Origin of the sequence: Acinetobacter sp. YH12105 (assembly GCF_013419095.1) — a bacterium.
Taxonomy (GTDB): domain Bacteria; phylum Pseudomonadota; class Gammaproteobacteria; order Pseudomonadales; family Moraxellaceae; genus Acinetobacter; species Acinetobacter pseudolwoffii.
In genome coordinates this window covers 88,929-104,020 of the sequence record NZ_VPAU01000002.1, presented here as the reverse complement: position 1 = coordinate 104,020, position 15,092 = coordinate 88,929, and the positions used below count along the sequence as shown (strand labels likewise).

At 40.9% G+C, this 15,092-nt stretch carries 10 protein-coding genes and 1 riboswitch; of the genes, 2 read left to right on the top strand and 8 right to left on the bottom strand.

Going from position 1 to position 15,092, the window contains the following annotated elements:
* Positions 1-534: 534 nt before the first annotated feature.
* A complete protein-coding gene (locus FTU44_RS02470) occupies positions 535-2,595 on the top strand; it encodes an AAA family ATPase (RefSeq protein WP_180049366.1) in 2,061 nt (686 codons plus the stop codon).
* A gap of 23 nt (positions 2,596-2,618) precedes the next feature.
* Here FTU44_RS02470 and uca read toward each other — a convergent pair whose 3' ends face one another.
* The 4 genes from uca to FTU44_RS02450 form a co-directional block, all read right to left on the bottom strand.
* On the bottom strand, positions 2,619-6,239 hold the full coding sequence (uca, locus tag FTU44_RS02465) for an urea carboxylase (RefSeq protein ID WP_180049365.1): 3,621 nt from the start codon (positions 6,237-6,239) through the stop codon (positions 2,619-2,621).
* Between the two features lie 4 nt (positions 6,240-6,243).
* Positions 6,244-6,894, bottom strand: coding sequence for an urea amidolyase associated protein UAAP2 (locus FTU44_RS02460; protein ID WP_005266347.1), 651 nt, complete (start codon positions 6,892-6,894; stop codon positions 6,244-6,246).
* A gap of 11 nt (positions 6,895-6,905) precedes the next feature.
* Positions 6,906-7,643: an urea amidolyase associated protein UAAP1 gene (locus tag FTU44_RS02455; RefSeq protein ID WP_180049364.1), complete on the bottom strand. Its 738-nt coding sequence runs from the start codon at positions 7,641-7,643 to the stop codon at positions 6,906-6,908.
* 28 nt (positions 7,644-7,671) lie between these two features.
* Positions 7,672-7,783: riboswitch (guanidine-I (ykkC/yxkD leader) on the bottom strand.
* A 203-nt stretch (positions 7,784-7,986) separates the two neighbouring features.
* Entirely contained in the window at positions 7,987-8,880 is an 894-nt protein-coding gene (locus FTU44_RS02450; protein ID WP_004647024.1) for a LysR family transcriptional regulator, read from the bottom strand.
* 281 nt (positions 8,881-9,161) lie between these two features.
* Here FTU44_RS02450 and FTU44_RS02445 point away from each other — a divergent pair, with 281 nt between their 5' ends.
* A complete protein-coding gene (locus FTU44_RS02445) occupies positions 9,162-9,872 on the top strand; it encodes an HAD family phosphatase (RefSeq protein ID WP_180049363.1) in 711 nt (236 codons plus the stop codon).
* An 82-nt stretch (positions 9,873-9,954) separates the two neighbouring features.
* Here the strand turns inward: FTU44_RS02445 and FTU44_RS02440 are convergent, their stop codons facing one another.
* From FTU44_RS02440 to FTU44_RS02425, 4 genes are all read right to left on the bottom strand, one after another.
* Positions 9,955-10,305: a hypothetical protein gene (locus tag FTU44_RS02440; protein WP_004280391.1), complete on the bottom strand. Its 351-nt coding sequence runs from the start codon at positions 10,303-10,305 to the stop codon at positions 9,955-9,957.
* A gap of 261 nt (positions 10,306-10,566) precedes the next feature.
* Positions 10,567-11,733, bottom strand: a complete 1,167-nt coding sequence (locus FTU44_RS02435; RefSeq protein ID WP_180049362.1) for an acyl-CoA desaturase — start codon at positions 11,731-11,733, stop codon at positions 10,567-10,569.
* Positions 11,734-11,775: 42 nt separating this feature from the next.
* The gene (locus tag FTU44_RS02430; RefSeq protein ID WP_180000124.1) at positions 11,776-12,798 is read right to left on the bottom strand and encodes a flavin reductase family protein; all 1,023 of its coding nucleotides are present in this window, start codon (positions 12,796-12,798) and stop codon (positions 11,776-11,778) included.
* Between the two features lie 298 nt (positions 12,799-13,096).
* Positions 13,097-14,734, bottom strand: coding sequence for a long-chain-fatty-acid--CoA ligase (locus FTU44_RS02425; protein WP_180049361.1), 1,638 nt, complete (start codon positions 14,732-14,734; stop codon positions 13,097-13,099).
* Positions 14,735-15,092 lie beyond the last annotated feature (358 nt).

Sequence of the window (15,092 nt, the reverse complement as noted above, 5' to 3'; positions counted from 1 at the left end):
TTTGGATGAAGTGAATAAACTTATATAAAAGGGCGAAAAAAAGCCCCATAACATTGAAATGGGGCTTGTTCTAAAGCAAAAGTAAGTTTTGTATTTCACCGGTTTATTCCATTTTGATTGCTCATGTCCTTGCTATTCTTTTTATACATGAATGGTTAACCGATGTTTGTGATTATGAGTGATCAAGTGTATTGTTCTCCTCTATTTATGTTGTATATAAATAAATGCATTAAGCGTGCCACAATATAAAATTGAATAGATTTAAGCACAATGCTTTTAAAATCTATCACATACATATAGTGAGCTAGATCAAGGAGGATTTACTTTTTTAAATATGCCTAAAAAGTAAACTATTTTGCACCATTGGGGTTCGAGTGTGCATCAAAGTGTGGCTGAGTTGTTCAGGCAACTGTATGCCTCTGCTTTCTATATTTGAAACTAAGATTACTAAACTTGAATCAATTACTATTTCATAACTCATTTGAAAAGTAATGAATTACTGCTAAATTAGCTCCCATATTTGGGGGGCTTTTTATGACAGAAAAATTATATTATTGGGCTGAAAATTTAGATGACTATAGCTCTGACAATGATGTTGAATATGATGAAATTATTGAGATTAAAAGACTAAATTTTTTCATTGGAAAAAATAATGCCGGGAAAAGTAGATTTTTACGTAAATTATTTCAAACAACAATGGATTTTGCAAAATTTCAAAAATATGATTTAACAATAGAAATTAATAATCTCTGTAAATATTTAAATGCAACAAAATTTAGAAGGCCAACTCGACATGGTCAAGACAACTCATGGAGTTCTAATGGTACATCACCTGTAAATGCCAATGAAATATTTCAAATAACCTCAGAAATTCAATTTATTAATAGCTGTAAATTCAATTTTGATTCTGTAAAAGATTTAGTTGCTCAAACTAAATCGAAAATTTCTAATTACAAAGAAGAATCTAGTAATTCTAAAGAAAAATTAGAAGATTTATTTTCGAAAATAGATAATAAAATTGCAAGAATTGAACTACAAGAAAATTTTAAACATGGGAAATTATATATTCCTATATTGAGAGGGATGCGCCCTGTTACCAACCTTGAAAATAAACAACCTTACATTGAGCGTGCCCAAAAAGATTATTTTTCGGATACAACTCAATTTAATTCTGAAAATATTATTACAGGTGAATGTCTATACCATGAACTTAAAATCCATTTGTTAGGCGAGCCTGAACAACGAGATTTAATCAAAAGTTATGAAGAAAAACTAAGCCAATATTTTTTTGATAATGAACTTGTTTCACTCATACCTAAACACGATCAAGATGTTGTGAATATTAAAATTGGAAAAGATAAACAATTTCCTATCTCTCAATTAGGTGACGGCCTGCAACAAGCAATTATTTTGACATATGAAGCCTACATAAAAAGCAAAGATAACGAGGGTTACCCAGAACCGCACGCATTTTTTATAGAAGAACCTGAACTTCACATGCATGCTGGTATGGTTCGTCAATTGATGAATTTCTACTTAAACGAAACACCTCATTATTATTTCTTTACAACGCACTCAAACCACTTACTCGATATGGCTGATGAATCTGATCAAGTCATGATTCAGAAATTTGTAAAGCAACCCAAAGTAGATAATCCAAGTAAATTTGATTTTAAAATTCATCGTTGTGACAGAGATCGTGACTTACTTGCTTCATTAGGTGTACGTCCTTCTTCTATTTATTTGGCTAACTGTACGATTTGGGTGGAAGGCATTACAGATCGACTGTATATCACTAAATATATGCAGAAATATTTAGATGTATTAAAACAAGAAGAAACTTTAGTGGTTGAAGGAAAACCTAATAATTTAGATTTATATAAATTTAGGTCATCAGATATTCAAAGATTAATGCCGAATTACCATTACACATTTGTAGAATATGCTGGTAGCAACTTAACGCATTGGGATTTTAGTGACGAATTTACTGATCATTTAGATGATTGCGGTATGAACGCTCTCTTAACTTCTAGTAGTGTGTTTCTTATAGCTGATGGTGATATTAAAACTAAAAATAAAGGCATGAGAGCTACAAGTTTAGAAGAAAAACTAGGAGAAAAGTTTTTCCTTTTAGAGTGTAAAGAAACTGAAAATACCCTGCCATCAAACATTATTTATCATGCTTGCCGTATTAAATTTTTAGGCTTAAATGGTGCTTTTCAGGATGATGAGACAAAAAGAAATGCTCTTTCCAATCATCTATCCATGGATGGTATGCAAGCAGATACCAAAGAAGGTTTTGATATTGTCACTCTAATAGAAGAACATGATTATTTTCATGCAAAAAATGGTATTGGTAAAATTCTTGATGACCAAATTAGAGTTGGTAATCCTAGAACTACTGATGACAAGCCTAAAAAATGTTTTTCTGACCAATCAGGCACTATTAAAGAAAAACTTAAATTTTGTCGCTTAGTTCTAACGGTCATGGATCATGTTGAATGGGAATTAACCGAATCTGCCAAAGAACTATGTGAAAAAATTTTCGAACACATTATTTCTGAAAACCCTTTACCAAATAAAAAGACCGCTTAAGCGGTCTTTTTATTCCTATCTCATCAAGCCACTGGCGCCAACGTAAACAACACCTGCCCTGTTTTTACCGTTTGTCCTTTTTCAATGGTAATCGCATCTACACGCATACGCTCAGGTGCAATAATTGGAATCTCAATCTTCATCGCTTCAATGACAGCAAGCGTTGCACCTTCTTCCACAATATCGCCCGATGCACATTCAATTTTCCAGATTGAACCTGGCATATGCGATTCCACTGCACAACCACCTTCAGGCACTTCTACACCTTCACCATCATCCACAGCATCCAGACTTTCAGAGACATATTCCGCAAGCCCTGCTTCATGCCAACGACGGCGTTCAGAATCAAAATTCGCTTGTTGCACCGCTTTAAAGGCAGAAATGGATGCTTGGTTTTCGGTTAAGAAGTCATTGTATTCTTTTAAGTTCAATACACCGTCTTCAATACGCAGTTTTAAACGACCTGCTTTAAAGTCCTCACGCATCTGCATGAGTTCAGCTTCAGATACTTCATAAAACTTAATTTGATCAAAGAAGCGTAATAACCACGGCATACCTTGTTCAAAGTCTGGGTTTTTACGGTAACGTGACCACATTTGCGAGGTACGACCCACAAACTGATAGCCACCCGGACCCTCCATACCGTAAACACACATATACGCACCGCCAATACCAACGGCATTTTCAGGTGTCCAAGTACGTGCAGGGTTATATTTAGTCGTGACTAAACGCTGACGTGGATCAAGTGGCGTTGCCACAGGCGCACCCAAATACACATCACCCAAGCCCATGACCAAATAACTTGCGTTATAGACCACATCTTTCACGGCTTGTTTGTCTTTTAAGCCATTAATACGACGGATAAACTCGATATTGTCAGGACACCACGGTGCATCAGGTCGCACAGTTTGCATATAGCGTTCTGTTGCGAGTTGGGTTTGTGAATCTTCCCACGCAAGCGGTAAATACACGGTGCGTGATGGCACTTGCATCTCGGTCACATCAGGCAGTTGTTCTTCTGCGACTTGAAGCATACGCAATAAATCAATTTGATCGAGCTGAGTCGAATCAAAATGAATTTGCAGTGAACGAATACCCGGTGTCAGGTCAATAATGCCTTGAATATTTTGATCTTTGACCCATTGCATCAGCGCATGAATACGGAAACGTAGGTTTAAATCTAAAACCAATTCGCCATATTCAACGAGCATATAGTTATTGCCCGCAGGGCGATACACCACATCAGGAGTGCCATTTTGACCTTTTAACGTATCTAAAATGGCAGATTTTAAGGTGCTGATTTCGGGATAGAACGATTCATCAAAGGTCACCGCTTGTGTATCTTGAGCAGTTAATTGCGCATGATATTTTTCATTCAGCAATTTCGCTTGATGGTAGCTGACAGGCAAAAATTTGACTTTATCGCCTGCTTTGAGCTGACCGAGTTTCCATAGTTCAGAGTTGATCACCACCGCAGGACAAACAAAACCACCAAGGCTTGGACCATCTGGCCCTAAGATAATTGGCATATCACCCGTAAAGTCGATCGCCCCAATGGCATAGGCATTGTCATGAATATTGGATGGATGCAGACCCGCTTCACCACCATCCTGACGTGCCCATTCAGGTTTTGGACCAATCAAACGGATACCAGTACGGCTTGAGTTAAAGTGAATTTCAAATTCGTTAGCAAAGAAAATATCAATGTCGTTTTTGGTAAAGAAATCAGGCGCACCATGTGGACCATACATCACCGCAATTTCCCAAGTATTTGAGAATGTTGGGATTTGATCTTCATTTAATGCTTTCACTTCATCGGATGTAAATGCCGTGATTGGAAGCATATCGCCAATCAGTAAGTTACGCCCTGCATGACCGCCAAACTGACCAAGTGTAAAGGTCGCTTGTGAGCCTAAATATTCAGGGACATTCAGACCGCCTTTAATGCAGATATAGGTACGGCAACCTGTGGCGATCTTGCCACATTTCAACACCTGACCTTTACGCACATTAACGGTTTGCCACATTGGGACAGCAACACCATCCAACGTCGATGGCATATCGCCACCTGCCAAGACAATTTGGCTATCGCAATGGAATTTTAAGCTTGGGCCTTGCAAGGTACATTCGAGCCCTGCGGTATTTGGTGCATTGCCTAACAGTTGGTTCGCAACATTTAAAGACAGCGGATCAATCGCACCTGATGGCGGTACGCCGACATCCCAATAGCCCAAACGGCCTGTGACATCTTGCACGGCGGTTTGAATGCCCGCTTGTAGCACTTCAATTTTTTGAGTTTTCCACTCAAAGGTATTTAAAAAACGTGTGGTTTGCGTACCGGCTTTAAAGACATTGCAGTCGATAATGTTTTGTAGATATTCAAGGTTGGTTTCAATGCCCGCCACTTGGGTTTTAGCGAGCGTAACTGTCATGGCTTGAATTGCAGAATCACGATCATCCGCAGTCACAATAATTTTGGCAATCATCGGGTCATAGAAAGATGACACGTTTGAACCTGTTTCTACCCATGTTTCATTACGCACATTGGCATCAAACTCAACATGCGTTAAAAGCCCTGCACTTGGCTGAAAGTTTTTGATTGGATCTTCGGCATAGAGACGAACTTGAATCGAATGACCTTGAGACTCAAGTTTTGATGTCGGTGCAACCCAATCACCACTGCCTAAAGTCACCATCCATTCAACAAGATCGACACCAAATACTTGTTCAGTGACGCCATGTTCCACTTGTAGACGGGTATTCACTTCCAAGAAATAGAACTCTTGTGTATCAGTATCCATCACAAATTCAACGGTTCCTGCCGAGCGGTAGTTCACCGACTGCATCAATTGAATCGCGACATTTTGGATATAAGCACGTTGTTCATCATTCAGATGTGGTGCAGGCGTTTCCTCAATGACTTTTTGGTTACGACGTTGTACCGAACAATCACGCTCACCGAGTGCTAAGATTAATCCATTGCCATCACCAAAGATTTGTACTTCGATATGACGGGCATTTTGTACAAATTTCTCGAGATATAAACCTGCATCTTTAAAGTTGGCTTGTGCTAAATAGGACACGGTTGTGTAAGCTTCTTTCAACTCCTCCGCATTCCACACCAAACGCATGCCAATACCACCACCACCTGCGGTACTTTTCAGCATCACAGGATAGCCAATACGCTCAGCCTCAAGCAGGGCTTCAGCTTCATCAGCCAATAATTGGCTACCTGGCAATAACGGTACATTGGCTTGAATCGCCAATTCACGTGCAGTGTGTTTCAGACCAAATGCTTTCATTTGCTCGGCATTTGGGCCCAAGAACACAATGCCTTGTGCTTCACAGAGATTACAGAATTCGGCATTTTCAGACAGGAATCCATAGCCCGGATGAATCGCTTGCGCACCGGTATGTTTGGCCACTTCTAAGATTTTATCGACATTCAGATAGCTTTGGCTTGCAGGTGCATCACCAATAAAGACCGCTTCATCAGCTAAAGTCACATGCAAGGAATCACGATCTGCTTCCGAATACACCGCAACCGATTGGATGCCTAATTTTTTAAGGGTACGGATGACACGACAAGCAATTGCACCACGGTTGGCGATGAGAACTTTATTAAACCCATATTTTAAAGTCATAGTCTTATACCTCGCCTTCACGGACAATCAGTTGAATTTTTGTTGGGTTATAGGCATTACATGGGTTATTCAGTTGTGGGCAGTTTGAGATCAACACAATCAAATCCATCTCAGCTTTAATTTCCACATATTTGCCCGGTGCAGAAATCCCATCATCAAATTTCAGGTGACCATCTGAAGTTACAGGTACATTCATAAAAAAATTAATATTTGGACCGATATGGCGCACATTCAGACCATGCTTTTTCGCAATCGGATGTTGTGACAATGCAATCATGAAATTGTTACGGCAACTGTGCATTGGATATTTATCATGCGCATAACGAACCGTGTTACTTTCACATGAACATGCACCGCCTAAAGTATCGTGGCGACCGCAGTTGTCATCATGAATACTCGCAATTTTATTGCCAAAGTTGGTATATAAAGTCGTACCTTTTTCTAGATAAATTTGACGGTTCATCGCCAAAGTATCGGTTGCGCTATAACGCTCTTCAGGGTTATGTGCGGAAATAAACAAAGTATCCACCGCTTGATTACCTTCAAGATCAACAATACGGAAATACTGGCCTTTTTTGACTTCACACATCCATGCTTCACCGGCAGGACAAACTTCGCTAAGTACTGATTTTTCTAGATTTACGAGTGCAGTCATGATCATTCCCCTTAAGCAGTTAAAGCGTAGTAGCGGTTATTATTTTGAAACGCACGCTGATTTTGCGGGCATGAGTCACGGCAGACATCGGTGTCGCCTAAAGGCAGTGCTTTAAAGAGTGAGAGCTGAATATCGGCTGGTGCATATTCATTAGAATTGTCGAGTGCATGTGGTGCGCTGGATAAAAACACCAAACAATCCATTTCAAAGCGTAGTTCAATTACTTGGTCGGTATTGTCAGACTTCACATAAGTTAAATTGCCATTGTCATCCGGTTGAACTTTTGAGAATAGATTTAAGGTATTACTCAGATCCGTCGCAGATAAACCAAATTTGGTCATCTCTAAAAGTAGGCTGTCTTTAGCATTGCGGTACATGTCGTTGCGGGCATCCTGGAAGGTCTTCGTGCCAAACTGTGCTCCAATTTGCGGTGCGGTACTTGGCGCACAAAAGGCATCATTCCAACCATGGTCATCTTTAACAATCGAGATCATCGCACGACCTAAATCAGACGCCAAAATGTGCCCTGTACTTAAAAATGCGCTGTGTTGACCTTTTAAGCTGTCTGGCATGTTATAGGCTTCAAGCTTATCTTCGCTATTCACACAAAACAGTGAAACATTGGCATTTGCGCCTAAAGATTTAAGTTGTAAAACTGCGCCACGCTGGATGCGTGCTGACCAGTGGTGTCCACCCGGTAAACGTTCAGTCCAGAGGACTTGATCTTCGTGATAAGTAGTTGTGCTCATATGCATCCATCCCAATCTTGTACGGTTTACCTCCCGGGCTTTTATCCCTCCGTGTAGCTTGAGCTTGAAACTTAAGCCGTGAACTCTCGGTCGCAGACCTACATGAATGTTCATGTATCGGAACCCTAGATCACTTTATGATGTTTAAATAAATGCAAAGGGCGTGCCAAACTGGTAATACTATTTTTTTGTTTAGTAATACTTTTTTGAGCTAGGGCTGATCAATTCAAGTGCAAGACTCTGAAAAAGGCATCAAGATGTACCAAAATAAAAAATCCCGGCTTGAACCGGGAGTTGTAAATTCTAGAGATGAAGATTAAATCAAGCCTTCCATGCTGCAAGCTTATTTACTTAAAATCTCATGCAGCATATTACGTAGCCATTGATGACTGGTTTTATGATGACAGGACATATGCCAATACTGCTTTACAGAATAGGTTGGGAACGCAATCGGTGCCTCAAAAATCTTGAGATTGCCACGCGATAATAAAACTTCACTCAAATAATAAGGCACGGTCGCAATCGCATCGGTTTCCTGTACCACCAGTCCTACCCCTAGATAACTTGGCAGACGCATTAGAATGTCACGCTTAAGTTCCAGATTCAGCAATTCATTTTCAATATGGTAATGCCCCATTCCGGCATCAATATCGATATGGGTTTCACGTAAATACTCTTCGGTCGTGATGCTGTCACCCGTGAGTCGCGGATGGTCTTTCGCCGCGATCACCACATAATACTGTTCAAACAGTTTCTGCTGATAAAAGCCATTCTCCAGATTTGGCAAGAAACCCAAAGCCAGATCAATCTCACCATTGGCCATTTGATAACTGGTTTCCGAGGTAATCGGACGCACATTCAGACGAATATGGGATGCATGCTGCTTCAGATATTGTGAAATTTTTGGCAATAACACCAGATGTGATACATCAGTCATCGCCAGTGTAAAGCGCTGCTGTGAAGTGACCTGATCAAAATTAATCGTGAAATTATTGATTGCTTCAACTTTGCTCAGTGCTTCGCTGACCAAGGGAAAGAGCTGTTTGGATAGATCCGTAGGTAGCATTTCATTGCCAATACGTAAAAATAAAGGATCACCATAATGCTGGCGAATTTTATTCAGCAGATTGCTCACCGCTGGCTGGCTCATATCTAAATGATCGGCTGCCTGAGATACGTTTTTAAATTTATAGACATAATAAAAAATACTGAGCAATTTACAGTCAAGTTCAAACACAGAAATACATTTCCTTTAACTTTCTCATCATTCGGACAGGTCTTTCATCCGCATAAGTCTATTGAGGTTCAGATTAAAATATAACACTTCGCAACTATTTTCAGGATTAAACTCGCTGTAATTTTCCGTAAATAAATACTTTTGCCAGATGAATAAATCCATTAAAAAGTACCTTAGTGTAAAATTTCCAGCCCGGTTTGCTCAGGTCAGTTAAACATTTAAATCGTATGCGATATACTCAGCCGCACTGAATAAATGGTAAAAATACAGAGAAATCTTCTATGTTTCAGGGTAAAAAACTGGTCTGTTTTGATCTGGATGGTACGTTGATTGATTCTGTGGGCATCTGGAATCAGGTCGATGCAGCCCTGATTGATGAGCTCTCCAACAGAAAAGTCGATTTACATGAGATTCAGCAACAGCGCGATCTTCAGCTTACCGCCTTGAGACATATGTCAGATCCTTATCTGGAATATTGTGGATTTTTAAAAGAACAATACGGTTTTAAACCAGCTAAAGAAGAGGTAAAAAATCGCCGTTATACAATTTCCCGACATTTTCTGGATGATATCGTCGAGTTAAAACCTCAGGCAGATCTCCTGATTCAGGCTTTAAAACAGCAACAGATATCTCTGGCTTTGACCACTACCACCAGTTTATTCAATGTACAGCGCTATCAGGATAACAATCGAAATATTAATTCTAAAATCAGCTTTGAGGATAATTTTGCCTTGATTCTCACCCGTGAAAATGTCCAGAACATTAAACCTCATCCCGAGGTTTACCTGAATGTTTTGCAAGTGTTTAACCTTCGACCTGAGGAATGTCTAATTATTGAAGACTCTTTGGTCGGTGTAGAAGCAGCAAATCATGCAGGCATCGAGGTGGTGGCAATTTATGATCAGCACTCCGCTCATGAAATAGATTTGATCAAAGCCAAAGCGAATTATTTTGTCGAGGATTTTGCTGAATTATTGAGTTTCATTCAATAAAAACATCCACTAAAAAAGATGCCATGAAATATCCTTATTCATGACATCTTGAATACTATTTGTGGCTTAAAAATCTTACTGCCTATTTGGCTTTTTTATAGATTGAGCCAGAACCAACCAGATTTCCGGTTTTCTCATCGATTGCGAAATCGACCATACCTGCACCTGCGTTCAACTGAAGCATGCCATTTTCGTTCACTGCAGCGGGCATTGGATTCTTTTTCTCGGTTTTACCGGTTTCCTTATCTTTGATCGTATTGGTAATCAGATAATTTTCACCATTTTTTGAAATAACCAGAATATTTTCAAGTTTTGGATTTTCCACGGTGTTTTTCCAGTTGCCCTGATAATCTGGTGCGGGTGCTTCAGTGGTGTTACAAGCAGTTAAAAGTACTAATAATGGAATTGCTGAAAAATATTTAAGATGTTTCAAAACCGAGACCTTAAGTGTAACGACGCGGCCATTATAGAGAGAAGCCCTTAGGGCTGAAGCAGGTTGTTGTAGGCAAAGCGTTTCAGCAGTACTGGATCTGTTTTGCTTTCGTCATTTTTTGAAATCTGTATCCATATTTTATTCATAAACAGGAGGATTTTAATGATATTGAATCTAATAAAGGTCAAAAAAAAATTCCTCAATAGACCATCCAAATCTATTGAGGAGTACCAAAATGGTGAATAAGTAACGCTTAAAAAATTATGACAATAGTTTCGCTTTAAAGTAGTTGAATACAGATTTGGCAGCATGGGTTTTTTCAACCACCTGCTCAGTCCAGTGATTCGGTAGAGAATATTTAGCGAGACCTACCCATACAGTAGAAAACTGTTTCATAAAGCTGGCTTCGTTATAATGAATGCCATATTCTGCACAGAGCGCTTTGATTTTTGGCGCAACCTGCGCATAGCGATTGGCGGGCATGTCTGGGAATAAATGATGCTCAATCTGATGGCTCAAATTGCCACTCAAGATATGTAGCCAGGTTGTTCCACTAAAATTGCTCGAACCACGAATCTGGCGTAAATACCACTCGGCACGGGTTTCATTGTCAGTATTGTCCATTTCAAAGGTTTCAGCATCTTCAGTGAAATGACCGTTAAAAATGACAGCAGAAGCCCATAGACTGCGAATCACATTGGCCACCGCATTTCCGGTAAATACCGGAATGGCGTTTGGGCCGGCAATGAGCGGGAAAAATACATAATCTTTTAACACCTGACGTCGCATTTTCTGGCGTAAAGGTGCTGCTTCTTCCCAGACTTCTTTCCAGGTCTTGGTTTTATAGGCAATCACATCTTCCAGATGCAGGCGTTGCAGGCCAACATACCATTCGAAAAATACCATTAACTGAATGCCCAGTGGAATATTGAACAGAAAGCGTGGTTCCCACTTCTGCGATTCACTGACTCGAATCAGTCCATAACCCACATCATGATCCATCCCGACAATATTGGTATAAGTATGGTGAATATAGTTATGGGTGTATTTCCAGTCATCGCCGGTTGAAATCGTATCCCAGTCATAGGTCGCACCGTTCAGACTCGGATCATTCATCCAGTCGAACTGGCCATGCATGACATTGTGGCCGAGTTCCATATTTTCCACGATTTTGGAAAGACCGAGCAGACCTGTCCCCGCCAGCCATACCGGTGGCAACCAACCGGCAAACATCAGCATGCCACGTGAGGCAATTTCGCTATAGCGGACAAAGTTGCGGATTTTATAAATATATTCGGCGTCTTTTTCCCCCAGATCATCCATGACCTCGCGGCGGATCGCATCGACTTTGGCACCGAATTCCTCAATCTGTTCAGGACTAAGAAATTGGCTTTTGCTATGTCGTTTAAAATCAATTTGCATATTCATGGGAGCACCTTCTTATAGTTTAATTAATGGCTTATCAATAGTTTATAAATTAATCACCACAGGACTCACTGCCTGAGAAATGCACAGTTTGATCTGGGTATTATTACCATGATCAATTTCACCGGTCAGGACATTTCGTACCGAACCACTGACCTTGGTACAGGAACAGGTGTTGCAGATGCCCATCCGGCAGCCATGCGCTGGTCGCAAGCCCGACTTTTCGGCACTTTCCAGTAAATTGGACTGCGCCTGAAACTCTTGCTGCGATCTTAAAAACTGTACCGGCTGTGCTTTAATTTTTTCATCGACCACAACCTGGAAATATTCCGAATGAAAATTGGATTTCAATTCCAGTTTATCAACGATGCGAAGTGAGGCCTTCATCATCCCGGCGGAGCCACAAGCATAAATTTTTCGTTCTGCAAAGTCTGGCACCAGCTTTTGCAATAAGCTCTGGGTCAGATGCTGCTGGTGTTCCACAGTATTGAAATGGTGATATTTCAAGTTTGGATGCATAAGAGCCAATGTTTTCAGTTCAGCATGAAAGGCATCATCTCGAGTGAAATAAATCAGGTCGATCTGTTCCAGAGATTGAATGACTGCTTTTTGCAGCAAGGAGTAAATGGCGGTAATACCACTGCCTGAAGCCAGGAATAAAATCGGCTGCGTGGATTTTTGCAATGTGAACTCACCTTGCGGCTGTGAAATTTCTATCACGGCACCAATTTGCATCAGACTTAAGGCACGTGACACTTTGCCCTGCTGTTTAACCGCAATGATCAGATCGCCATTTTTTAATACCGTCACTACAGAATAATGTCGCTGATGACGTACGCCATCAAGTCTGACGGTCACTGCAATATTCTGGCCGGCCTGAAATGACTTGGCTTTAAAATTATGATTTGGACGTAAGTGAATCTTGAAAAAGTCAGGGCTGATGGCTTGAATGCCCATAACGGCAGCCTTAACTTTTTTGATTGCCCAGGTTGGATGGATTTTTTCACCAATAAAATCAATGAAATCTTCCCGGATCCAATGCGGCTGATAGGTTGGCATGCTTGTCATTTTTATCCCCTTATCCGCAGACAGCTTCATTAATGTACAACTGTCTAATTATTATATTGCTCAGGATAAAGAATTTTCACATTCAGACCATGTCAATACAGGTCAAATTATGTGCCTAAGCCATATAATATGACTTTTTGTCGGACAATATCGTCTAAAAGTAGCGATCAAGGCGATATGGATTGAGAAAAAGCATTTTTAAATAGACAACGCTGCTTAGCCTGTACATAAAAAAACTGACCTCTATTCGAGATCAGTTTTTTAACTTCATGTTGGGATTTTCAGATTAAATGACGCTTTAACCTGCTGCCTGCTCCAAAAGAATAGTCCCATATAATTCACGCAGATCCTTTTTCAGCATTTTACCAGTACCACTGAGTGGGATCGTATCAACAAATACGACTCGGTCTGGAATCTGCCATTTGGCTACCTTGTCCGCATAATATTCCAGCAGATCAGTTTCACTTAGCTGGCTATCCGGTTTTTTAATGGCAATCAATACCGGGCGCTCATCCCATTTAGGATGCTGGGCGGCAATTACGGCAGCCATCGCAATTTCCGGATGCCCCATGGCAATATTTTCCAGCTCCACCGATGAAATCCATTCTCCGCCAGACTTGATTAGATCTTTAGAACGGTCACTGAGTTTCATAAAGCCATCCTGATCCAGCGTAGCAATATCGCCGGTATCAAACCAGCCGTCAGCAGTCAGCGCTGATTCCTCCTTGCCAAAATAATGATTGATGACCCAATGCCCTTTCACCTGTAAATTTCCTGTGGTATGTCCATCACGTTCAATTTCATGTGTCCCTTTTTCTGCATCGGTCAAACGCAGATCTACTCCGAATGGCGGACGGCCTTGGGTCAACCGAATCTGCTGTTTTTCTTCATCTGATAGCTGCAAATGTTTGGTCTTGAGCTGATTGGCAGTCCCCAGCGGACTGGTCTCGGTCATGCCCCAAGCGTGAATCGTTTCACAATTAAACTGTTCCTTGAAAGTTCGTAACATTGCCGGTGGACAGGCCGAACCGCCGACTACATTACGTTTTAAACTGTCTAGTTTAGATCCTGACTGTGTTGCTGCGGCAATCAAACCCTGCCAGATGGTTGGCACGCCAAGCGCCACTGAAACTTTATAAGTATCAATCAGATTCACCAGACTGGCACCATCCAGACCTGGCCCCGGCAGTACCAGTGTGCATCCCACCATGGCCGCCGCGTATGGCGTACCCCATGCATTCACATGGAACATCGGCACCACTGGCAACATAATATCGGCAGCCGAGACATTTAGTGAGTCCGGTAAAATGATGGCATAGCTATGTAATACAGTAGAGCGGTGGCTATATAGCACGCCTTTAGGGTTGCCCGTGGTTCCTGATGTATAGCACAGTGAACTGGCTGAGTTTTCATCAATGACTGGCCATTCAAATTCTGTGTTTTGACTGGCAATCAGATCATCATAAAATTGCACTTCTGGAATGGCTTCAGTGACGCTCGGATCGGCAGCATCCAGACAGATAAAATGCTCGACTGAGGTCAGCAGCGGTTTTACCGCCTTGATTAAAGGTACAAATGTTTTATCAAAGATGACCACACGATCTGCAGCATCATTCATAATAAAAATCAGCTGCTCCGGAAACAGGCGCGGATTAATGGTATGACAGACCAGACCGCTGCCAGAAATAGCATACCAGGACTCTAAATGGCGATGATTATTCCAGGCAATGGTGGCAACCCGATCTCCCTGTTCCAAGCCGAGTTGTTGCAATACCTTGGCAAAACGTTTCGAGTTTTGATGAATTTTGCCCCAGTTGGTCACCTTAATGCTGGTGTCGGTATTTTTGGAAATTACCTCGGTATCGGCATGATAGCGCCCTGCATGTTCAATCATGCTGCTGATCAGTAAAGGCTGAAACATCATATTTCCGAGCATTGTCCACTCCTTTGTGCTTGTTATTGGTCCGTGTATTCGTATCGTTGTTATCTAGACATGATGGAGCGGTCTAAGACCGTGACATAGTTTTTATCATCATGTGGACTGAATTTAGCAAGTAAATCTGAATTTGTAAGTATCGAATTGTGACAAATTAAGAGAAGTGACTCAGGCGTATAAAAATTAGAATACGATTGATGGAGAGGTAGAGAATTTCCCTAGAAAGGTTGAGGCCTGATATTCAGTTTAATGATCATGTATTGAGTTCATGTCGACCCGATTAATACAACCATCCCATTTGAATAGAAATATTTACTTGGATACTGATCTTAGAAGAACAGTACAGCAGATCGATAGA

What these genes read in the sequence shown, in the direction of transcription:
- FTU44_RS02470 (WP_180049366.1), top strand. Translation starts at nt 535, where the DNA reads ATGACAGAAAAATTATATTATTGGGCTGAAAATTTAGATGACTATAGC.
- uca (WP_180049365.1), bottom strand. Translation starts at nt 6,239, where the DNA reads ATGACTTTAAAATATGGGTTTAATAAAGTTCTCATCGCCAACCGTGGT.
- FTU44_RS02460 (WP_005266347.1), bottom strand. Translation starts at nt 6,894, where the DNA reads ATGACTGCACTCGTAAATCTAGAAAAATCAGTACTTAGCGAAGTTTGT.
- FTU44_RS02455 (WP_180049364.1), bottom strand. Translation starts at nt 7,643, where the DNA reads ATGAGCACAACTACTTATCACGAAGATCAAGTCCTCTGGACTGAACGT.
- FTU44_RS02445 (WP_180049363.1), top strand. Translation starts at nt 9,162, where the DNA reads ATGTTTCAGGGTAAAAAACTGGTCTGTTTTGATCTGGATGGTACGTTG.
- FTU44_RS02435 (WP_180049362.1), bottom strand. Translation starts at nt 11,733, where the DNA reads ATGAATATGCAAATTGATTTTAAACGACATAGCAAAAGCCAATTTCTT.
- FTU44_RS02430 (WP_180000124.1), bottom strand. Translation starts at nt 12,798, where the DNA reads ATGACAAGCATGCCAACCTATCAGCCGCATTGGATCCGGGAAGATTTC.
- FTU44_RS02425 (WP_180049361.1), bottom strand. Translation starts at nt 14,734, where the DNA reads ATGCTCGGAAATATGATGTTTCAGCCTTTACTGATCAGCAGCATGATT.